The organism is Streptomyces sp. NPDC096339 (assembly GCF_044762985.1).
Lineage (GTDB): Bacteria > Actinomycetota > Actinomycetes > Streptomycetales > Streptomycetaceae > Streptomyces.
Genome location: NZ_JBIWFI010000053.1, coordinates 18,000 through 39,359 on the forward strand (window position 1 = coordinate 18,000; position 21,360 = coordinate 39,359).

General features: G+C 71.2%; 17 protein-coding genes. 5 read left to right on the forward strand and 12 right to left on the reverse strand.

Annotated features, from left to right (window positions below; translation table 11 throughout):
• The first annotated feature begins 50 nt into the window (after positions 1-50).
• Positions 51-752, forward strand: coding sequence for a nitroreductase family protein (locus ACIQ5Y_RS37595; RefSeq protein WP_403891280.1), 702 nt, complete (start codon positions 51-53; stop codon positions 750-752).
• Here the strand turns inward: ACIQ5Y_RS37595 and ACIQ5Y_RS37600 are convergent.
• The 4 genes from ACIQ5Y_RS37600 to ACIQ5Y_RS37615 all read right to left on the reverse strand — a co-directional run bounded on the left by ACIQ5Y_RS37600 (position 749) and on the right by ACIQ5Y_RS37615 (position 4,669).
• Entirely contained in the window at positions 749-949 is a 201-nt protein-coding gene (locus ACIQ5Y_RS37600; RefSeq protein WP_403891283.1) for a hypothetical protein, read from the reverse strand. The two genes, ACIQ5Y_RS37595 and ACIQ5Y_RS37600, sit on opposite strands and share 4 nt — an antisense overlap.
• Positions 949-1,830 (reverse strand): hypothetical protein, encoded by an 882-nt coding sequence (locus tag ACIQ5Y_RS37605; protein WP_403891286.1) that lies wholly within the window; start codon positions 1,828-1,830, stop codon positions 949-951. The genes ACIQ5Y_RS37600 and ACIQ5Y_RS37605 overlap by 1 nt, the downstream gene beginning before the upstream one ends.
• Before the next feature lie 249 nt (positions 1,831-2,079).
• Positions 2,080-3,711 (reverse strand): L-glutamate gamma-semialdehyde dehydrogenase, encoded by a 1,632-nt coding sequence (gene pruA, locus ACIQ5Y_RS37610; RefSeq protein WP_403891288.1) that lies wholly within the window; start codon positions 3,709-3,711, stop codon positions 2,080-2,082.
• Positions 3,712-3,742: 31 nt separating this feature from the next.
• Positions 3,743-4,669 (reverse strand): proline dehydrogenase family protein, encoded by a 927-nt coding sequence (locus ACIQ5Y_RS37615; RefSeq protein ID WP_403891291.1) that lies wholly within the window; start codon positions 4,667-4,669, stop codon positions 3,743-3,745.
• A 160-nt stretch (positions 4,670-4,829) separates the two neighbouring features.
• Between ACIQ5Y_RS37615 and ACIQ5Y_RS37620 the strand changes: the two genes are divergently transcribed.
• The gene (locus ACIQ5Y_RS37620; protein ID WP_403891294.1) at positions 4,830-6,122 is read left to right on the forward strand and encodes a PucR family transcriptional regulator; all 1,293 of its coding nucleotides are present in this window, start codon (positions 4,830-4,832) and stop codon (positions 6,120-6,122) included.
• A gap of 91 nt (positions 6,123-6,213) precedes the next feature.
• Positions 6,214-7,188 (forward strand): NAD(P)-dependent alcohol dehydrogenase, encoded by a 975-nt coding sequence (locus tag ACIQ5Y_RS37625; RefSeq protein WP_403891297.1) that lies wholly within the window; start codon positions 6,214-6,216, stop codon positions 7,186-7,188.
• A 7-nt stretch (positions 7,189-7,195) separates the two neighbouring features.
• Here ACIQ5Y_RS37625 and ACIQ5Y_RS37630 read toward each other — a convergent pair whose 3' ends face one another.
• The gene (locus ACIQ5Y_RS37630) at positions 7,196-8,104 is read right to left on the reverse strand and encodes a hypothetical protein (RefSeq protein ID WP_403891300.1); all 909 of its coding nucleotides are present in this window, start codon (positions 8,102-8,104) and stop codon (positions 7,196-7,198) included.
• Positions 8,105-8,170: 66 nt separating this feature from the next.
• Positions 8,171-8,755: a TetR/AcrR family transcriptional regulator gene (locus tag ACIQ5Y_RS37635; protein WP_403891302.1), complete on the reverse strand. Its 585-nt coding sequence runs from the start codon at positions 8,753-8,755 to the stop codon at positions 8,171-8,173.
• A 102-nt stretch (positions 8,756-8,857) separates the two neighbouring features.
• Between ACIQ5Y_RS37635 and ACIQ5Y_RS37640 the strand changes: the two genes are divergently transcribed.
• The gene (locus ACIQ5Y_RS37640) at positions 8,858-10,414 is read left to right on the forward strand and encodes an MFS transporter (RefSeq protein WP_403891305.1); all 1,557 of its coding nucleotides are present in this window, start codon (positions 8,858-8,860) and stop codon (positions 10,412-10,414) included.
• Between the two features lie 58 nt (positions 10,415-10,472).
• Here the strand turns inward: ACIQ5Y_RS37640 and serA are convergent, their stop codons facing one another.
• The 6 genes from serA to ACIQ5Y_RS37670 form a co-directional block, all read right to left on the reverse strand.
• Positions 10,473-12,062, reverse strand: a complete 1,590-nt coding sequence (gene serA / locus ACIQ5Y_RS37645) for a phosphoglycerate dehydrogenase (protein WP_403891308.1) — start codon at positions 12,060-12,062, stop codon at positions 10,473-10,475.
• 262 nt (positions 12,063-12,324) lie between these two features.
• The gene (gene ilvC / locus ACIQ5Y_RS37650; protein WP_403891311.1) at positions 12,325-13,326 is read right to left on the reverse strand and encodes a ketol-acid reductoisomerase; all 1,002 of its coding nucleotides are present in this window, start codon (positions 13,324-13,326) and stop codon (positions 12,325-12,327) included.
• Positions 13,327-13,425: 99 nt separating this feature from the next.
• Complete coding sequence (gene ilvN, locus ACIQ5Y_RS37655) at positions 13,426-13,950, reverse strand: acetolactate synthase small subunit (RefSeq protein WP_376656536.1); 525 nt, start codon at positions 13,948-13,950, stop codon at positions 13,426-13,428.
• Positions 13,951-13,981: 31 nt separating this feature from the next.
• The gene (locus ACIQ5Y_RS37660) at positions 13,982-15,868 is read right to left on the reverse strand and encodes an acetolactate synthase large subunit (RefSeq protein ID WP_403891315.1); all 1,887 of its coding nucleotides are present in this window, start codon (positions 15,866-15,868) and stop codon (positions 13,982-13,984) included.
• A gap of 203 nt (positions 15,869-16,071) precedes the next feature.
• Positions 16,072-18,945, reverse strand: a complete 2,874-nt coding sequence (locus ACIQ5Y_RS37665; protein WP_403891317.1) for a putative bifunctional diguanylate cyclase/phosphodiesterase — start codon at positions 18,943-18,945, stop codon at positions 16,072-16,074.
• Positions 18,946-19,226: 281 nt separating this feature from the next.
• Positions 19,227-20,174 (reverse strand): 2-hydroxyacid dehydrogenase, encoded by a 948-nt coding sequence (locus ACIQ5Y_RS37670; protein WP_403891319.1) that lies wholly within the window; start codon positions 20,172-20,174, stop codon positions 19,227-19,229.
• A gap of 73 nt (positions 20,175-20,247) precedes the next feature.
• Between ACIQ5Y_RS37670 and ACIQ5Y_RS37675 the strand changes: the two genes are divergently transcribed.
• Complete coding sequence (locus ACIQ5Y_RS37675) at positions 20,248-21,255, forward strand: aldo/keto reductase (protein WP_403891322.1); 1,008 nt, start codon at positions 20,248-20,250, stop codon at positions 21,253-21,255.
• Positions 21,256-21,360: the final 105 nt, after the last annotated feature.

The window sequence follows — 21,360 nt, forward strand, 5'->3', positions numbered from 1 at the left end:
GGCCGACGCGGCTCTGGCGGTCTGGACCATTGCCTCGGCAGACTCGCTCCATGTCGCCCGATACCGAAGCGTGGACCCCGATCCACGGCCTGCCCTACCGTCCCGCCCCCTACCGCCCCGCACGGATGCCGAGCGGTGAATCCCTGGCCCGGGCCGCCGAGTTGCGCGCCCGCATGGACGAGCGGCGCACCGTGCGCCACTTCTCCCCCGACCCCGTGCCCGAGCAGGTGGTCCGCGACGCCATCGCGTGCGCCGCGACCGCCCCGTCCGGGGCGCACCAGCAGCCGTGGACCTTCGTGCTGGTCAAGGACCCTGCCGTACGGGAACGGATCCGCGCCGCCGCCGAGCAGGAGGAGGAGCTCTCCTACGACGGCCGCCTCGGCGACGAATGGCTCGCGGCCCTGCGCCCCCTCGGCACGGACGCCGTCAAGACGCACCTCACGGACGCGCCGGCCCTGATCGTGGTCTTCCAGCAGCGCTACTGGCTCGGCCCGGACGGTACGAAGCGCAAGCACTACTACGTGGACGAGTCGGTCGGCATCGCGGTCGGCATGCTGCTGTCAGCCCTCCACCTGTCGGGCCTGGCGGCGCTGATCCACACGCCGAGCCCGATGCGTTTCCTCTCCCGGGTGCTGGAGCGCCCGGAGAACGAGAAGGCCTTCGCGGTGATCCCGGTGGGCTACCCGGCGGACGACTGCGAGGTCCCGGACCTGGTCCGCAAGTCCCTGGACCAGGTCATCGTGGAAGTCTAGCCCTCCGGTTCGGCGGGTGGCCCGGCATCATCGGCCTGTCGCCCGCCGAGCGCACCGGCCAGCCGCAGTCCGATCCGTACCCGGTCCCTGGCGGAGCAGCCCTCCATCGCGGCCCGCACCTGCCTGAGGATCAGCCAGTCCCGCACCACCTTGGCCACGGCGAGCACGGCCGCCGTGACGATCGCCGCGGTCAGCATCAGCGGACCCCTCCCCGCAGGGCCCGCATCGGCTGTTCGGCACAAGGCGCTTGCCGGACCGTGACGAGGGCTTCTCCGAGCTGGAGCTTGCCGTACCGCGTCCAGTTCCCCGCTTCGGGGTCCTGGTCGCCCGTCCAGCCCGGTGGCACCGCGGTCAGACCGCTGCGGACGAGGCGCTCCGCCATCTGCGCGCTGCCCATGGCGCAGCACCATTCGATCACGACGCCCCGGCTGCCGTGCGTGTACGTGTTCGCCCAGCCGTGCGCGGCACCGGCCTCGTTGACCAGGGACGAACGGCGCAACAGACGGCTGATGAGCCAGTCGCGCGCCTCGCCCCAGGAGGCATGGGGACTTTCCGTCTCGATGCCCTCCGGTCGCCGTGGGCTGCGGCGCCACACATACGCCGTGTCCGCCTGGTCGCCCGGCAGGGTCGGCATCCAGGTCGGATCGGGATGGACCAGTCGGATGCACGTGTCGTCGACGAGCCCGGACAGGCTCCAGCGGCCCGGCCCGCCGACCAGCCGCAGTCCGGGGACGCCCCGCAGACCTCCGTACCTCGTGTCCAGGCGCGGCAGCAACTCCGAGACGACGCGGTCCGCCATGGCCGGGTGGACGGTCAGGACCAGCCCCTCGGAAGTGGGCTCGGCCCGGGTGAATCCGAGCAGCGCCCCGCCCGCCTGCTCATGACGCAAACGGTCCGCGAGGACGAGGACGACGTGCGCCTCGAAGGCCCGCTGGGCCGCTCGTGCGGCGTCGGGCACCGGTTGGGTCCGCGTGATGAGGCCCTCACCGGCCCAGCGGTGGCAGATGTGGTGCGGCAGTCCGGTGGCCCGGCGGCAGATGGTGGCCACACGGTGGCGGTTGTTCGTGCGCTTGGACATACGTCTCCCCGGACGCCGTCCCGGTACGGGCGCGTAGAGGTGTCGTATCTCCTGGCGAACAGCCCACCCCGTACGGGAACTCGTGAGAGCCCTCAGCTCCCTCGGGGAACCGGGCCCGAGTCCTGGAGCGTGTCGCCGTACACGACAACTACGCCCAGGCTAGCAGGAGTTGCCCATCCGGGATATGGAAACCGCCCCCGCTCCGGACTTGGGGGTACCGGAACGGGGGCGGGGTTCGGCGGGGCCGGGTCAGCCCATGTGGGGGTAGCCGTACTCGGTCGGCGGGACCAGGGTCTCCTTGATGGAGCGGGTCGAGGTCCAGCGCTGGAGGTTGGTCGCGGCGCCGGCCTTGTCGTTCGTGCCCGAGGCGCGGCCGCCGCCGAAGGGCTGCTGGCCGACCACGGCGCCGGTGGACTTGTCGTTGATGTAGAAGTTGCCCGCGGCGAAGCGGAGCTTCTCCATCGCGTCCGCGGCCGCGTACCGGTCGGCGGCGATGATCGAGCCGGTCAGGGCGTAGGCCGAGACGGACTCCATCTGGGCCAGCATCGCGTCGAAGTCGGCGTCCTCGTAGACGTGCACGGCGAGGATCGGACCGAAGTACTCGGTCGTGAAGACCTCGTTCTCCGGGTCGGTGCAGGCGATGACGGTCGGGCGGACGAAGTAGCCCTCCGAGTCGTCGTACGTGCCGCCCGCGATGATCTCGCAGGTCGGGTCGGCCTTCGCCCGGTCGATCGCGGCCTTGTTCTTCGCGAAGGACCGCTCGTCGATGACGGCGCCGATGAAGTTGGTCAGGTCGCGGACGTCACCCATGGTGACGCCGTCGACCTCGGCCGCGAAGGCCTCCTTGAAGCCGTCGTTCCAGATCGAGGCCGGGACGTAGGCGCGCGAGGACGCCGAGCACTTCTGGCCCTGGAACTCGAAGGAACCGCGGGTCAGGGCGGTCTTCAGGATGGCGCGGTCCGCGGACGGGTGCGCGACGACGAAGTCCTTGCCGCCGGTCTCACCGACCAGGCGCGGGTAGGACTTGTACTTCTCGATGTTGTTGCCGACCGTCTTCCACAGGTACTGGAAGGTCTTGGTCGAGCCGGTGAAGTGGATGCCCGCCAGCTCGGGGTGGTTCAGGGCCACCTCGGAGACGGCGAGGCCGTCGCCCGTCACCAGGTTGATGACGCCCTTCGGCAGGCCGGCCTCCTCCAGGAGCTCCATGAGGAGGACCGCGGAGTGGGTCTGCGTCGGGGACGGCTTCCACAGGACCACGTTGCCCATGAGGGCGGGGGCGGTCGGCAGGTTGCCGGCGATGGCCGTGAAGTTGAACGGCGTGATCGCGTAGACGAAACCTTCCAGCGGGCGGTGGTCGCTGCGGTTCCACACGCCGGCGGAGTTCGCGACCGGCTGCTCGGCCAGGATCTGGCGGGCGAAGTGGACGTTGAAGCGCCAGAAGTCGACGAGCTCGCACGGGGTGTCGATCTCGGCCTGCTGCGCGGTCTTGGACTGGCCCAGCATGGTCGAGGCGGCGAGCTTCTCGCGCCACGGGCCGGCCAGCAGCTCGGCGGCGCGCAGGATGATCGCGGCGCGGTCGTCGAAGGACATCGCGCGCCAGGCCGGGGCGGCGGCCAGGGCGGCGTCGACGGCCTCCTGCGCGTCGGCCTCGGTGGCGTTGGCGTAGGTGCCGATGACCGACTTGTGGTCGTGGGGCTGGACCACGTCGAAGCGCTCGCCGCCGCCCATCCGCTTGACGCCGTTGATCGTCATCGGGAGGTCGATCGGGTTCTCGGACAGCTGCTTGAGCTGCGCTTCGAGACGGGCGCGCTCGGCGCTGCCGGGGGCGTACGAGTGGACCGGCTCGTTGACCGGAGCGGGGACCTGGGTCACTGCGTCCATGGCTCTGCTAACTCCTTGACCTGGTTCTGGACTAGTTCTTGGTGATCATCGAGCGGAGGAAGAAGAGGAGGTTGGCGGGCTTCTCCGCGAGGCGGCGCATGAAGTAGCCGTACCAGTCCGTCCCGTACGCGGTGTAGACGCGCATCCGGTGGCCTTCGGCGGCGAGCCGCAGGTGCTCTTCGCTGCGGATGCCGTAGAGCATCTGGAACTCGTACTCGTCCAGCTTGCGCCCGGCCGCCCGGGCGAGCTCCTGTGCGATGGCGATCAGTCGCGGGTCGTGCGACCCGATCATCGGGTAGCCCTCGCCCTCCATCAGGATCTTCATGATCCGGACGTACGCCTTGTCGATCTCCGCCTTGTCCTGGTAGGCGACCTCGGCGGGCTCCTTGTAGGCGCCCTTCACGATCCGGACGCGGCTGCCGGCGGCGGCCAGGCGGCGGGCGTCGGCCTCGGTGCGGAAGAGGTACGCCTGGATCACGCAGCCGGTCTGCGGGAAGTCCCGGCGCAGTTCCTCGTGGATGGCGAACATCGAGTCGAGGGTGGTGTGGTCCTCGGCGTCGAGGGTCACGGTGGTGCCGATGGCGGCGGCGGCCTCGACCACCGGGCGGACGTTGGCGAGGGCGAGCTCGTGGCCGCCTTCCAGCGCCTGGCCGAACATCGACAGCTTCACGGACATCTCGACGGTCTCGCCGAGGCCGAGGACGTCGAGGTGCTCGATGAGCTGGAGGTAGGCGTCGCGGGCGGCGTGCGACTGGGCCACCTCGGTGATGTCCTCGCCGACGACGTCGAGGGTGACCTCCAGGCCACTGCGCGTGAGGTCCTCGACGATCGGGATCACCTGGTCGACCGTCTCACCGGGGATGAACCGGTTCACCACGGGCTTGGTCACCGGGGCGGCGGAGACGATTCGGCGCATCTTGTCGCTGCGCGAAGCGGCGAGGATCACGGGACCCAGCACGGGGGCACCTCCAGCGGGTGGCAGAAGAAAAGCTCAAGTAAAACCACCGTGAAACCTAAGGATCGCTTCGATGCTCTGCCATCGACAGCTGTCACGCATCCGTGTCCCGGATCTCATACATCTGTCTGAAGAGCCGGTCCGCGGGTGGGAGAATGTCCGGGTGAAGGGCGATTACCAGGACCTTGTGGACGAGATCTCGGCGCTTCTCGGCGCCCCGGCGACGCTGGAGAACCGGGACTTCCGCCTCATCGCCTTCGGCGCGCACGACAGCGAGGACGACTCGGCGATGGACCCGGTCCGGACCCGGTCGATCCTCACGCGGCAGTCGACGGCCGCCGTCCGGTCCTGGTTCGAGGGGTTCGGCATCGCGCGCGCCACCGGACCCGTCCGGATCCCGGCGGCGCCCGACGCGGGGGTCTTCCGGGGGCGGATCTGCCTCCCGGTGCGCTACCGGGGCATCGTGCAGGGGTACGTGTGGCTCCTCGACCAGGAGCCCGGCAAGCCCGGCCGCCCCTCCCCCGGCGCCCATTCTCCCGGGGCCCCCTCCTCCGGCCCGAGTGCCGCGGCGCTCGACGCGGCCATGGAGGTGGCCGAGCGGATCGGGGTCCTGCTCGCCGAGGAGGCGAAGGCGGGGGCCGACCTCTCGCGGGAGTTCCTGGCGGTGCTGACCGCCGGGCGGGGCTGGCAGCAGGACATGGCGGTGTCCGCGCTGCGGCTCGCCCTGGGCCCGGGCGGGGACGGGCTGCACGCGGCGGTGTGCGTGACGCCGTGGCCCGGGGAGGCCCCGGCGTCGGTCCCGGGCGCGGCGGCGGTGTGCGTGGTCCCGCGCGGGGCGGGCGGGAGCGGCGGCGATGCCGGCGGGGCCCACGGCGCCGCGTCCGGGGGCGGCGACCTCGCGGTGCTGCTGCGGCTGCGCTCGCCGGACGCCCTGGATCCGGCCCTGGCGGCGGTGGCCCGGCTGCTGCCGCGCGCGGCCGGAGCGGGTGCGGCCGGAAGCGGCACGGCCCCCGCGGGCACTGCCGCATCCGGAGCGCGCCTGGCCACCGCCGGCGTGGCCGAGCCGATCCGGGGCCTCGGGGCGCTGCCCGCCGCCTGGGAGCAGGCCGTCGCGGCGGCCCGCGCGGCCGCGGCGCAGCCCCGGCTGGGCCGGGTCGCGCGGTGGTCGGACATCGGCCCGTACCGGCTGCTGGCCGCCCTCGCCGCCGACCCCGTGGACGACCCGGCGGCCCGCGCCCTGCTGGACCCGGCCCACCGCGAACTGGCCCGGACGGCCGAGGTGTTCCTGGACTGCGCGGGGCAGGCGGGTCGCGCGGCGGCCGCGCTGGGCATCCACCGGCAGACCCTGTACTACCGGATCTCGCGGGTGGAGCAGCTGACGGGGCTGGACCTGGACGAGGGCGAGGACCGGCTGCTGCTGCACATGGTCCTCAAGGCGTCCCGGCTGCACGGCTGACCCGGCGTCACCTAGGGGTCGTCCCCGATACCCGTGCGCGAGCCCCTCGCCTACCGTCGCGAGTACCGAACTCGCGCGCTGCGGAGGCCCCATGAAGGCGATCGTCCAGGACCGGTACGGCTCATCCGACGTTCTGGTGTTCAAGGAGGTCGACCGCCCGACCCCCGGGGACGGCGAGGTGCTCGTACGGGTGCGCGCGGCCTCGGTGAACGCCCGCGACTGGCACGTCATGCGCGGCGATCCGTACATGGCACGCCTGGCCTTCGGGCTGCGCAGACCCAGACAGCCCATCCAGGGCACCGACTTCGCGGGGGTGGTGGAGGCCGTCGGCAAGGGGGTCACAGGGCTGCGTCCCGGCGACGAGGTGTACGGCGAGGCCGAGGGGGCATTCGCCGAGTACGTGTGCGCTCCGGCGGCAGTGATGGGCGCCAAGCCGGCCAATCTGACGTTCGAGCAGGCCGCGGCGGTGCCGCTGGCAGGGAACACCGCCCTGATGGGCCTGCGCGATCTGGGGCGGCTGGAGCCGGGACGGCACGTCCTGGTCAACGGTGCCTCGGGCGGCGTGGGCACGTTCGCCGTGCAGATCGCGAAGGCGCTCGGCGCGGAGGTGACCGGCGTGTGCAGCACGCGCAACGTGGACCTGGTCCGCTCGCTCGGCGCGGACCACGTCGTCGACTACAAGCAGGAGGACTTCACCCGGACGGGCCTTCGGTACGACCTCGTGCTCGACCTGGTGGGCAACCGGACGCTGACCGACCTGCGGCGCGCGCTGTCCCCCGCGGGCACCCTGGTCCTGTCCGGCGGTGGCGTGTCCGAAGGCGGCAGCCTGTTCGGCCCGATGGGCCTCCTCATTCGCGGGACGCTCATGTCCCGCTTCGGGGGCCGGCGGATCCACGTCCTGACGGCGAAGCCGAGTGCGGACAACCTGGCGGCGCTGCGCGAGCTCGTCGAGCGGGGTGCGGTCGTCCCGGCCGTGGACCGGACCTACCCGCTGAGCGAAGGGGCCGAGGCCATCCGCTACCTCGAGATGGAGCACGCGAGCGCCAAGGTCGTCATCGCCTGCTGACGGGGCTTCAGCGCCGCCGAGGCCCCTGCTCCAGTGGTGTGCCGCTCGCGGAGTCGAGGATGACGCGCTCTTTGACCGGCCGGGTGAGGGTGACGGGGACGGTCTGCTCATGCATCACGGCGTCGCAGGCCACGCCCGGTCCGAGCTCTTTGCCGGGCAGGATCCGCCCGGCGAGGACCACGGTGTCCGCGCCTTCCAGGACGTCCACGGCGACCCCGCCGTCGCAGCTTCCGTGACCGGCCGTCACCTCGAAGGAGGTGGCGTCCGGGGAGGCGGCCGAGTGGCCGAACAGCTGGGCCGTGCCCCCGTCGAAGGTGTGCAGCGGCTCGATCGGGGGCTTCGGCAGCTCCTGCGGCCGGATCGCGATCCGGGCGAGCGGGGTGTCGTAGCCCTCGATGGTGAACAGCCACGCGGGCACCCGGGCCGGACCTCGACTCGTGCGCACGGCGGTCTCCCCGAAGCGGACGGCTGTGACCGGCAGGGCGTGTCCGGACTCGGGCGGCGGCCCCTTGGGCCTGGCGAGTTCCGCGTACACCTCCTGCGCGCCCAGCAGGGGCAGGGTGAGCTCGGCGCCGCCGGCGTCCCACCGGACCGGGGTGGCGGGCGGGGGCCCGGCGGGCAGTTCGGCTCTCAGCACGAAGTGCCCGTTCACGGCGGCCGCCTTGTCCTCGCCCGAGCGGAACCCGCCCGGCGGCGCCCAGTCCTGTTCGTCCAACGGGTGGAAGCCCTCCCGCCACTGGCCCAGGGCCGCCGAACCCTCCCAGGCGGCGGCCACCTGCTCCATGCGCGGCCGGGTGTCGGCCGGAGCGGCCGGCCCGCCCCGCGCCCCCGGCGCCGGGCCGCATCCGGCCGCCAGCACCACCGCCGCCACCAGACCGCACAGCGCAGCACCGGCTCCGGCTCTCCTTGCCACCATCGCAGCTCCCCCTCGGGTCGATTCGGGGGTGGGACGGGGCGGGCCCGGCGGTGGTTCCTCCTCCGCTTACTCCGCCGGAGGCGCCAGCGCAGCGGTGGCGGCCATCCGCATGCCCTCGGTCAACTCTTCCGGGCTGGCTGCGGACTTCGGGTCGAACAGCCACCCGATCATCAGGCCGTTCAGCAGCGCCTGATAGAAGGCCCCGAGTGTCCGCTCGTCCCGCTCGCTGATCTCCTCCTCCGGGGTTCCCGTGAGCATCGCGATCAGGCCTCGGCGCCCCTCGCCCTGCGAGGCGGCGATCATCGCGTGCAGATCCGGCATCCGGTCGCGGGAGAGCGCGACCTCCAGGCTGGCCGACCAGACCGGACCGGCTTCATCCCGGTGCGCGAGGAAAACCTCCCAGACCTCTTGGAACCGTTCCAGCGAGCCGCCCTCACCTCGCATGCCGTCCTGGGACGCCGCGCCGCCGATCTCCTGCATCAGGGAGATGAAGGCCTCGGTGAGGAGGGCGTCCTTCGAGCCGTAGTGGTAGCCGATCGAGGCCAGGTTCGCACCCGAGGCCTTCACGATGTCGCGCGCCGTCGTACGCACGAAGCCCTTTTCGACCAGGCATTTCTTGGCGCCTTCAAGCAGATCCTCGCGATGTCCCATGCCGTCACCGTAGCAAGACGGAAGTCACAGACGAAAGTTCAAGACGACCGTTTCACACAACCGTCATAGACAAACGTTTATGACGGTTGTACATTCCTTCTCATGACGAACCCCAGCGCCACCGCGCGACTCGCCGGCCGCCGCGAATGGACCGCCTTCACGGTCCTCCTGCTGCCTCTGCTCCTGGTCTCGATGGACGCCTCCGTCCTCTACTTCGCGATCCCCGCCATCACCGAGCAGCTGGACCCGAGCGCCACTCAGCAGCTCTGGATCTTCGACAGCTACGCCTTCGCCCTCTCCGGCCTGCTGATCACGATGGGTTCGCTGGGCGACCGGATCGGCCGCCGCAGGCTGCTGCTGATCGGAGCCGCCGCCTTCGGCCTCGCCTCGGTCGGCGCCGCCTACGCCACGAGCGCGGAGATGCTGATCGCGGCCCGCGTGCTGCTCGGCATCGGCGGCGCCACCCTGATGCCCTCCACGCTCGCGCTGATCCGCAACCTCTTCCAGGACGACAAGCAGCGCGGCAAGGCCATCGCCATCTGGTCCGGGGCCATGACCGGCGGGATCGCCCTCGGCTCGGTGCTCAGCGGTGTGATGCTGAACCACTTCTGGTGGGGTTCGGTCTTCCTGATCAACGTGCCCGCGATGCTGCTCCTGCTGGTCCTGGCCCCCGTGCTGGTCCCGGAGTTCAAGGACCCGGCCCCCGGCCGCTTCGACCTGCTGTCCGTCCCCCTGTCCATGGCCGCCGTGCTCCCGGTCGTCTACGGGCTCAAGGAGATCGCCGCCGAGGGCGTCACCCCCCTCCACCTGGCCTGCCTGCTCGCCGGCCTGGCCTTCGGATACGTCTTCGTCCGCCGCCAGCGCACCCGTGAGGACGCGATGGTCAGCCGGGCGCTGTTCCGGGGCCGCGGCTTCGGGGCCGGCGTCGGCCTCAACACGATCGCCGCCTTCGCCATGCTGGGCTCCGCCTACTTCACCACCCAGTACCTGCAGTCCGTGCTCGGCATGGGCACCCTGGAAGCCGCGCTGTGGAGCCTCGCCCCCTCGGTCGTCATCGGCGCCGCCGCCCCGGTCTCCGCCGCCCTCGCCCAGAAGGTGGACCGGGCGTACGTCATCGCCGGCGGGTTCGTCCTCGCCGCCGCCGGCTTCGCCCTGATGGCCCTGGTGGGCACCGACTCGCTGTGGCTGCTGCTGACCGGCGCCGGGGTGCTCGCCTCCGGCATCGTCACCGTGATGTCCCTGGTCTCCGACATGGCGCTCGCCTCCGCCCCCGCCGAGAAGGCCGGTTCCGCCGCCTCCCTGCTGGAGACCGGCCAGGAATTCGGCGGCGCCCTGGGCATGGCGGTCCTGGGCAGCCTGGGCACCGCCGTCTACCGCGGCGACCTCGCCGCCGCCGACCCGGCCGCACGGGAGACCCTGGGCGGAGCGGTGGCCGTCGCCCACCGGATCGGCGGGGAGGCGGGCGGGCAGCTGCTGGCCCTGGCCCGGGAGGCCTTCTTCCACGGAATGCAGTACGCGGCCTGGGGCGGCACCGCACTGCTGCTCGGCGCGGCGCTGCTCGCCGCGGCCCTGATGCGGGGAATCGGCACCCCCGCCCCGGCCGCGGCGGAGCCGGCCGGGATTCCCGCACCCCCGGCGAACGAGCCGTCGTACATGTGATCGGACACGAGAAAGGGCCCGGGGATCCCCCCGGGCCCTTCTCCGTGTCCGGTGCCGGTCAGCCGAGGCTGACGGTGCGCGCGGAGACCGCGCCGATCTCGGTGGCGATGTCCGCGAGGACGTTCGCCGGGACCTCGGCGTCGACGGTGAGGACGGCGAGCGCCTCACCGTGCTCCTCGGCGCGGGCGACCTGCATGCCCGCGATGTTCAGACCGGCCTCGCCGAGCAGCTGACCGACCTTGCCGACCACGCCGGGGCGGTCGGTGTAGCGCAGCACGACCATGAAGTCGGCGAGCGCCAGGTCCACGTCGTACTCGCCGACGCCGACGATCTTCTGAAGGTGCTTCGGGCCCGCGAGCGTGCCGGAGACCGAGACCTCCTGACCGTCCGACAGGGTGCCGCGGACGGTCACCACGTTGCGGTGGTCCGGGGACTCCGAGCTGGTGGTCAGACGCACCTCGACGCCGCGCTCCTGCGCGAACAGCGGGGCGTTGACGTAGGAGACCGTCTCGTCGACGACGTCCTCGAAGACACCCTTGAGGGCGGAGAGTTCGAGCACCTTCACGTCGTGCTGGGTGATCTCGCCGCAGACCTCGACGTCGAGGCGGACCGCGACCTCGCCCGCGAGGGCGGTGAAGATGCGGCCGAGCTTCTCGGCGAGCGGCAGGCCGGGGCGCACGTCCTCGGCGATGACACCGCCCTGGACGTTGACCGCGTCCGGCACGAGCTCGCCGGCGAGCGCGAGGCGCACGGACTTGGCGACCGCGATACCGGCCTTCTCCTGGGCCTCGTCCGTGGACGCGCCGAGGTGCGGGGTGCAGACGACCTGGTCGAGCTCGAAGAGCGGGGAGTCCGTGCAGGGCTCCTTCGCGTACACGTCGAGGCCGGCGCCGGCGACGCGGCCCTCCTTGATGGCCGAGTACAGCGCGGCCTCGTCCACGATCCCGCCGCGCGCGGCGTTGACGATGCGAACGGACGGCTTCACCTTGTGCAGGGCCTCGTCCCCGATGAGACCGAGGGTCTCGGGGGTCTTGGGCAGGTGCACGGTGATGAAGTCGGCGACCTCGAGGAGCTCGTCCAGCGCCAGCATCTTGACGCCCATCTGGGCGGCGCGCGCGGGCTGCACGTAGGGGTCGTACGCGACGACCTTCATGCCGAAGGCCGACATGCGCTGGGCGACCAGGACGCCGATGCGGCCCAGGCCGACGACACCGAGGGTCTTCTCGCTGAGCTCGACGCCGGTGTACTTGTTCCGCTTCCACTCGCCGTTCTTCAGGGCGGTGTTGGCCTGCGGGATGTTGCGGGCGGTCGCGACGAGCAGGCCGCAGGCGAGCTCGGCGGCCGTCACGATGTTCGAGGTCGGGGCGTTGACGACCATCACGCCGGCCTTGGTGGCGGCGGAGACGTCCACGTTGTCCAGACCGACGCCGGCACGGGCGACGACCTTCAGCTTCTTCGCCGCGGCGATGGCCTCGGCGTCGACCTTGGTGGCGGAGCGCACGAGGATCGCGTCGACGTCGGCGATCGCGGGCAGCAGCTCGGCGCGGTCAGCGCCGTTGCAGTGCCGGATCTCGAAGTCCGGGCCGAGCGCCTCGACGGTCGCGGGCGACAGCTCTTCGGCGATGAGTACGACAGGTTTCGAGCTCACGTGGGTCCTCACAAGTCCAGTGCGGACGGCCGTCCCGACGGCCGCAGGCGGTGGAGGGGGTAGCCGCGTGGAAGACGCACGACACTGTGGGCCTGACGCGTATGTGTTGAGAGTGTAGTGGCGGCAGCGGACCGGATTTCCGCCTGTACGGAAGGATCACCCGTCCGTGGTTGGCCGCGTTGGACAAGCCGGGCCTTGTCGGCCCGTCCGGCCATGCACGGCGGGGCCGGGACGCAGTGTCCCGGCCCCGCCGCTCATCCGATCAGCTCTCGTCGCTGTCGACCCAGCTCATGAGCTTGCGCAGCTTCTTGCCGGTGGTCTCGAGCAGGTGCTCCGAGTCGGCCTTCTTGTACTCGTTGTACTTGGGCAGACCGGCCTTGTACTCGGCCATCCAGGTGTTGGCGAACTCGCCGGACTGGATCTCGGCCAGGACCTTCTTCATCTCGGCCTTGGTGGCGTCGGTGATGACGCGCGGGCCGGTGATGTAGTCGCCCCACTCGGCGGTCTCGGAGACCGACCAGCGCATCTTCTCCAGGCCGCCCTCGTACATCAGGTCGACGATGAGCTTCAGCTCGTGCAGGCACTCGAAGTACGCGATCTCCGGCTGGTAGCCGGCCTCGGTCAGCGTCTCGAAACCGGCCTTCACCAGCGCGGAGGCGCCACCACAGAGAACGGCCTGCTCACCGAACAGGTCGGTCTCGGTCTCCTCGGTGAAGGTGGTCTTGATGACACCGGCGCGGGTACCGCCGATACCGGCCGCGTACGACAGGGCCAGGTCGAAGGCGGAACCGGTGAAGTCCTGCTCGACGGCGGCGATGCAGGGCACGCCGCGGCCTTCCTCGTACTGGCGGCGGACCAGGTGACCCGGGCCCTTCGGGGCGACCAGGGCGACGTCCACGTTGGCCGGGGGCTTGATGAAGCCGTAGCGGACGTTGAAGCCGTGGCCGAAGAAGAGCGCGTCGCCCTCCTTGAGGTGGTCCTTGATGGACTCCTCGTAGATCTCGGCCTGCAACGGATCCGGGGTCAGGATCATGATGACGTTCGCCCACTCGGCGGCCTCGGCCACGGGGACGACCTTCAGGCCCTGCTCCTCGGCCTTCGCCTTGGACTTCGAGCCCTCCTTCAGGCCGACGACGACGTCGACGCCGGAGTCACGGAGCGACAGCGCGTGGGCGTGGCCCTGGCTGCCGTAACCGATGACCGCGACCTTGCGGCCCTGGATGATGGACAGGTCGGCGTCGTTCTCGTAGAACAGCTCGGCCACTGGGATATCTCCTTGGTGCGCTGGTGTTGCACCCACCGTACGGCGGGGAACGGAATCTGAGTTTTCGGTCTCGCTATGCGAACGTGACGTGTCGACGCGTCAGGCGGTGCGGTCGAGCGCCCGCAGGCTGCGGTCCGTGATGGACCGGCCGCCACGCCCTATGGCGATCGTGCCGGACTGGACGAGCTCCTTGATGCCGAACGGCTCCAGCATCTTGAGCATCGCGCCGAGCTTGTCGGCACCGCCGGTGGCCTCGATGGTGACGGCCTCCGGAGAGACGTCGACCGTCTTGGCACGGAACAGCTGGACGATCTCGATGATCTGCGAGCGGGTCTCGTTGTCGGCGCGGACCTTCACCAGAACGAGTTCGCGCTCGATGGCGTTGTGCGGCTCCAGCTCGACGATCTTGAGCACGTTGACCAGCTTGTTGAGCTGCTTGGTCACCTGCTCGAGCGGGAGGTCCTCGACATTCACGACGATGGTGATGCGGGAGATGTCGGGGTGCTCCGTGACACCGACCGCGAGGGAGTCGATGTTGAACCCGCGGCGGGAGAACAGCGCGGCGATCCGGGCGAGGATGCCGGGCGTGTTCTCGACCAGGACGGAGAGCGTGTGCTTGGACATGTGAGGCGTTCTCTCTCTCGGCTCTCTCGGCTCAGTCGTCTTCGTTGTCGCCGAAGTCGGGACGCACGCCCCGGGCAGCCATGACCTCGTCGTTGGAGGTGCCGGCGGCGACCATCGGCCACACCATGGCGTCCTCGTGGACGATGAAGTCGACCACGACCGGGCGGTCGTTGATCGCGTTGGCCTCGGCGATGACCTTGTCCAGGTCGGCCGGGTCCTCACAGCGCAGCGCCACGCAACCCATCGCCTCGGACAGCTTGACGAAGTCCGGGACGCGGGTGCCCATGCGCGGGGCGATGGACTCGCCGAGCTGGGAACCGACGGTGTCGTGCCCGGTCTCGCCCGCGTGCAGGACGGTGTTGGAGTACCGCTGGTTGTAGAACAGGGTCTGCCACTGGCGGACCATGCCCAGCGCACCGTTGTTGATGATCGCGATCTTGATCGGGATGTCGTTCAGCGCGCAGGTGGCCAGCTCCTGGTTGGTCATCTGGAAGCAGCCGTCGCCGTCGATCGCCCAGACCGTGCGGTCCGGCATGCCGACCTTGGCACCCATCGCGGCCGGGACCGCGTAGCCCATGGTTCCGGCGCCGCCCGAGTTCAGCCAGGTGCGCGGCTCTTCGTAGTTCACGAAGTGCGAGGCCCACATCTGGTGCTGGCCGACGCCGGCCGCGTAGATGGTGCCCTTCGGCGCGAGCTGACCGATCCGCTCGATGACCTGCTGCGGCGACAGGGTGCCGTCTTCGGGCAGGTCGTAGCCCAGCGGGTAGGTGTCGCGCCAGCGGTTGAGGTCGTTCCACCAGGCGGCGTAGTCGCCGGTGTTGCCCTCGGTGATCTCGGCCTGGACGGCCTGGATCAGATCGGCGATGACCTCGCGGGCGTCCCCGACGATCGGGACGTCCACGGCACGGTTCTTGCCGATCTCCGCCGGGTCGATGTCCGCGTGGATCACCTTGGCGAAGGGGGCGAAGCTGTCCAGCTTGCCCGTGACGCGGTCGTCGAAGCGGGTGCCCAGCGCGACCAGCAGGTCGGACTTCTGGAGCGCGGTGACGGCGGTGACCGCACCGTGCATGCCCGGCATGCCGAGGTTCTGCGGGTGGGTGTCCGGGATCGAGCCCAGGGCCATCAGGGTGGTGACGACCGGGAGGCCGGTGAGCTCGGCGAGGACCTTCAGCTCGGCGGTGGCGCCGGCCTTCATGACGCCGCCGCCGACGTAGAGGACCGGCCGCTTGGCGGCGGCGATCATCTTGGCCGCCTCGCGGATCTGCTTGGCGTGCGGCTTGGTGACCGGCCGGTAGCCGGGCAGGTCCTGGCTGGGCGGCCAGGAGAAGGTGGTCTGCGCCTGGAGGGCGTCCTTCGCGATGTCGACCAGGACCGGGCCCGGGCGACCGGTCGCGGCGATGTGGAACGCCTCCGCGATCGTCTTCGCGATGTCCTCGGCCTTGGTGACCAGGAAGTTGTGCTTGGTGATCGGCATCGTGATGCCCACGATGTCCGCCTCCTGGAAGGCATCCGTGCCGATCGCCTTCGAGGAGACCTGACCCGTGATCGCGACCAGCGGCACGGAGTCCATGTGCGCGTCCGCGATCGGCGTCACCAGGTTCGTCGCACCGGGACCGGAGGTGGCCATGCACACGCCCACCTTGCCGGTGGCCTGCGCGTAACCGGTCGCCGCGTGGCCCGCGCCCTGCTCGTGCCGGACCAGGATGTGACGGACCTTCTTGCTGTCCATCATCGGGTCGTACGCCGGGAGGATGCAGCCGCCCGGGATGCCGAAAACGGTGTCGCACCCCACCTCTTCGAGAGAGCGGATGAGGGACTGCGCGCCCGTGACGTGCTCAACTGCGGCGGACTGCTGTCCGCCGGAACGGGGCCGCGGCTGCGGATGGTGGGCCCCGGAGGCCTGCTCGGTCATCGGCATTCTCTTCTCGAAGCTGAGGGTTTTACGGGATTCGGCTCTGTGCCAGTGCAACAAAAAACCCCTCGTGCCGTTGGGCAAGCGAGGGGAGCGCGTCGGGTGCGTTCAGCGGGGACATGCTGGTCCCGGCTTCAGCCGACGCGCTTTCCAAGTACGAGAATTCGGGTGCGCATGGCACCGACCTTCCCTCTGGCGGGAGGTTGATGTCAAGTAGGTGGGACGGCCGTCTCATTATGTGAGCCTCTGTGGATGACCATGGAGCCCGCTGTGGAACCACCGGCCAGGGCCGGCTGAACCGCTCCGCCCGGTACTGGGAACGTACCTCGCACGAGCGCGCGGCGCAGCCGGTACTCGTCCAGCGGGCCGGAGAAGGCCATTCCCTGGCCGTGCGTGCAGCCCATCGCGCGCAGGGTCATCACCTGCTCGGGCAGGTCCACGCCGTCGGCCACCGACCGCATGCCGAGATCGTTCGCGATCCGCAGGAGGCCGGCGGTGATCTTGTGCAGCCGGGAGGACTCGACGACGCCCTCCACCAGACCCCGGTCCAGCTTGAGCATGTCCACCGGCAGCCGGCGCAGGGCGCTGATGGCCGCGTAGCCGCTTCCGAAGCCGTCCAGGGCGATTCCCACACCGAGTCGGTGCAAGGCCGTCAGGCGGCGCTCCAGGTCGTCGAACGGCACCCTGGGGTCGGAGACGGCCAGCTCCAGGACGAGGGCCCCGGAGGGCAGCCCGTGCCTGGTGAGCAGGGCCTCCACGGAGCCCAGCGGCACCGCGCGGTCCAGCAGCCGCTGGGCGGTCATCCGGACGGCCACGGGCACGTCGTGCCCGGCGCGGTGCCGGTCCGCGGCCTCCTCGACGGCCTGCTCCAGCAGCCAGCGCCCCAGCTCGGCGGTGCGGGAGGCGTCCGGGCCGGCGGCGCCCGCGGCGCCCTCGCCGCACTCGGCGACCCGGAGGAACTCCGCCGGTGTGAAGAGGATCCCCTGCGCGGAGCGCCAGCGGGCCTGCGCGGCCACCGCGGCGATCTCACCGGTGGCCAGCGAGACCACGGGCTGGTGCAGCAGGGCGAACTCCCCCTCGTGGAGCGCGGTCCTCAGCCGCCCCGCCACCTCGGCCTTGCGTACGACCTCGGCCTGCATCTGGGGGGCGTACATCTCCACGCGGTCCTTGCCGCCGGCCTTGGCCCGGTACATCGCGAGATCCGCGTTGCGCATCAGGTCCGAAGGGGTGATCCCGGGGTCGGCGAAGGCCACGCCGATGCTCGCGGCGACCCGGACCTCGCTGCCCGCGATCCGGTACGGCTGGGAGAGGGTCGTGCGCAGCCGGTCCGCGATCTCGTGGACCTGGTACTCGCGGGCGCTGCGGTCGCGGTTCCCATCGCCGAGGATCAGCGCGGCGAACTCGTCGCCGCCGAGGCGGGCGGCCGTGTCCCCGGCGCGCACCGAGTCCTGGAGCCGGCGCGCGGCCTCGATGAGCAGCTCGTCGCCGGCCTGGTGGCCGATGGTGTCGTTGACCGCCTTGAAACCGTCGAGGTCGATGAAGAGCACGGCGGTGCTGTGGTCCCCCGCCCGGCGGCCGGTCAGCGCCTGGCGCACGCGGCGGGTGAACAGGGCCCGGTTGGGCAGGTCGGTCAGCGGATCGTGCTCGGCACTGTGCTGGAGCTGCGCCTGGAGTCGGACGCGCTCGGTGACGTCACGGCTGTTGAGGATGAGTCCGCCCTGGTGGCGGTTGACGGTGGACTCCACGTTGAGCCACTCGCCGGTACCCGACTTGAAGCGGCATTCGATGCGGGTGGTGGGCTCCTCGGCGGGCGGTGCGGCGAGGAACCGGCGTACCTCGTGGACCACCCGGCCGAGGTCGTCGGGGTGGATCAGCGTGGCGAGCTCGGTGCCGACCAGCTCCTCGGCGTCGCGGCCGTAGACCCCGGCGGCGGCGGGGCTCACGTAGCGCAGGGTGCCGGTGGGCGCGGCGATCATGATGACGTCGCTGGAGCCCTGGACCAGGGAGCGGAAGTGGTTCTCCTTCTGGGCCAGTTCCTGGGTCAGCGCGATGTTGTCGAGCAGCATGATGCCCTGTCGGACGACGAGGGCGAGCACGACCGTGCAGCCGGTGACGACGACCACCTTGTCGACGCTGCGGCTCTCCAGCACGTTGTAGAGGATGCCGAGGGTGCAGACGGCGGCGGCGAGGTACGGGGTGAGGGCCGGCAGCGACCGGGCGATCGGGCGGCTGACGGGGCGCGGGCCGCGGGGCTCCGCCTGTTCGTGGACGGCACCGATCCGGCGGGCGCCCCAGGGCGCGTAGGCGAGCAGCAGGGATCCGGCGAACCATCCGGCGTCGAGGAGCTGCCCGGAGCGGTAGGTCTCCTTCAGCAGCGGCGAGGTGAAGATGGCGTCGCAGAGCACCGTCAGCGCGAGCGCCGCGATGGCGGTGTTGATGGCGGAGCGGTTGGTCGCGGAGCGCCGGAAGTGCAGCACGAGCACCATGGAGACGAGCGCGATGTCTAACAGGGGGTAGGCAAGTTCGAGCGCGGCTCCCGCGACGCTGCCGGCGCTGTGGGAACGGGCCGCCTTCGCGAGGGCCAGGCTCCAGGACAGGGTGAGCAGCGAGCCGGCGATCAGCCAGGAGTCGAGGGCGAGGCAAACCCAGCCCGCGCGGGTGACGGGCCGCTTGGCGAGGACGAGGAGGCCCACGATGGCGGGCGGCGCGAAGCAGAGGAAGAAGAACTGGGCCGGGGACGGGCTCGGCATCTCCTCGTGGATGACGACCTCGTACCAGCCCCAGACCGCGTTGCCGCAGGCCGACATCAGGGACGAGAGAGCAAAGAGCACCCAGGCGAGCCGGTCTCGGTTCGCATGGGTGCGCGCGTACTGGTAGCAGGATCCGGCGGCCACGAAGGCCGCGGCGGCGAGGCCGAAGTCGCCCATGGTGTCGGCGAGTTCACTGCCGCCCCAGCCGAGGCCCGCGCCCACCGCGTAGCCGCACCACACCACGGCCAGGAGTACCTGGACGGCCACCACCCGGCCGCCTCCGCCCCGCGGGACGGGCGGCCGGTTCAGGAGCGCCGCCCCCGGGGCACTCACCGCTCCCCCTCGCCCGCTGGTTCCGGTGCAGCCCAGTCTCGGCAGCGTCGCCTCCGGCGGCCCTGCCGCATCGGATCCTTCGTCCATTGGCCGTACATCGCCCGTCGCCCCCCAAAGTGTCCGATCACTCCCCAGCGCCAGACGTTCGTGGCGCAGCCCCTTCTTCCGGACGATACACCACTTTCGTCACTCAGCGACATAGGTTCTCTACTCTCCGTCACCAATACGGGAGTTGCGGCGCCCTCCGGGCATCCGCGGGAACGCGGCGCGGGCGCCCGGCGTCACTCGGTGATCAGCACCGTGTGTTCCACGGGCTCCCCGGCGGCGAACCGGCCGAGCTGACGCGCCAGCAGGCGCTTGGCCCGTGGTTCGAACGCCGAGCTGCTGCCACCGACATGAGGGGTGATCAGGACATTCGGAGCATGCCAGAGCGGGTGGCCGGCCGGCAGCGGTTCCGGGTCGGTGACGTCGAGTGCGGCGCGGAGCCGGCCCGACTCCAGCTCGGCCAGCAGGGCCTTCGTGTCGACGACCGGGCCGCGCGAGACGTTGACCAGCAGGGCGCCGTCCTTCATGCGGCTCAGGAATTCGGCGCCTGCCAGGCCCCGGGTGGCATCGGTCAGCGGCGTCACGAGGATCACCACGTCCGCGCCGGGCAGGAGTCCGGGCAGGTCGGCGAGGGCGTGCACGGGGCCGCGCGGAGCGGTCCGCGCGGAGCGGGCGACGCGGGTGATCGGCCCGCACTCGAAGGGCGCCAGGCGGTCTTCGATGGCCGAGCCGATCGATCCGTAGCCGACGATCAGGACGGACTTGTCCGCCAGGGCGTCGTAGAAGCCGCCGCGCCATTCCTCGCCGTCCTGGCCGCGGACCATGCCGGGGATGCCGCGCAGCGAGGCGAGCGTCAGGGTGAGGGCGAGCTCGGCGGTGCTGGCCGTGTGGACCCCGACGGCGTTGCACAGACGGACGCCGGGTCGCAGGTCTCCGAGGCCGCCCAGCACGTGGTCGATGCCCGCGGTCAGGGTCTGCACGACCTCCAGGGCCTGCATGGCCGCGAGCGGGCGCACGGTGACCTCGGCGGACTTCATGTACGGGGTCACGTAGAAGACGCAGTCGGCCGGGTCGGCCGGGAAGGTCTCCTCGCCGTCCCAGAGGCGGTAGCGGAAGGAGTCGGGCAGGCCGGCGATCTCGTCGGCGGGGAAGGGGAGCCAGACGTCCCCGGTCTTTGAGCTCATGATCACGAGGCTATGCCAAGCCATCGCGATCAAGCCGTTAGTTTGTTTGCCGGAGCGGGAGGGGGACCCAGGGGTGGAGCGCAGGTCGATCGGGGCGGGGGCGCTGGCGGTGGGGGCCGTGGGCCTCGGCTGCATGCCGATGAGCTGGGCGTACGCGCCTTCGCGGCGGCGGGGGCAGGAATCGCTGGCCGCCGTGCACACCGCGCTCGACCTGGGGTCGAACCTGCTGGACACCGCCGATGTGTACGGGCCGTTCACCAATGAACTGCTGCTCGGGCGCGTGCTGCGGGAGCGCCGCTCCGAGGCCTTCGTCTCTGCGAAGGTGGGGCTGCGCGCGGGTGATCAGCACGTGGTGGCCGACGGGCGGCCCGGCTATCTGCGGCGGGCGTGCGACGCCTCGCTGCGGCGGCTGCGGACGGACGTCATAGACCTCTACCAGTTGCACCGGGTGGATCCGGAGGTGCCCGTGGAGGAGACCTGGGGGGCGATGGCCGAGCTGGTGGGTGCGGGGAAGGTCCGGGCGCTGGGGTTCTGCGCGCTGGGCGCGGGTGCCGGGCCGGGGGCCGGGCGGCGCGGGGACAGGGCGTACCGGACGACGCTGGCGCACCTGGAGCGGGTGCAGCAGGTGTTCCCGGTGAGCGCGGTGCAGGCGGAGCTGTCGGTGTGGTCGCCGCAGGCCGCGTGGCAGCTCCTGCCGTGGTGCGAGGCGCGCGGGGTGGGGTTCCTGGCGGCGATGCCGCTGGGCAGCGGGTTCCTCACGGGGACGCTGACGCCGGGCGAGGGTTTCGAGTCGCAGGACGTGCGGGCCAGGCATCCCCGGTTCACGGCGCATGCGATGGCGTCGAACCAGGGGCTGGTGGCGGGCCTGCGGCGGGTGGCGCTGCGACACGGGGACGGGGTCACCGCGGCGCAGGTGGCGCTGGCGTGGGTGCTGGCGCAGGGGCCGCAGGTGGTGCCGGTGCCGGGGGCGGACCGGTCGCACTGGGCGGCGGAGAACGCGCTGGCGGCGGAGGTCCGGCTCTCGGCGGGGGACCTGGAGGAGATCGCGGCGCTGCCTGCGGCGGTGGGAGCCTGGGACTGACGGGCTCCGCGGAACGGCGCGACGACCACTCGATCGAGTGTACGAAGGGTGGAACTCGGGGTACGGCCGAAGCTGTTGAGACAGGTGTAGGGCACGAGTGGCGCA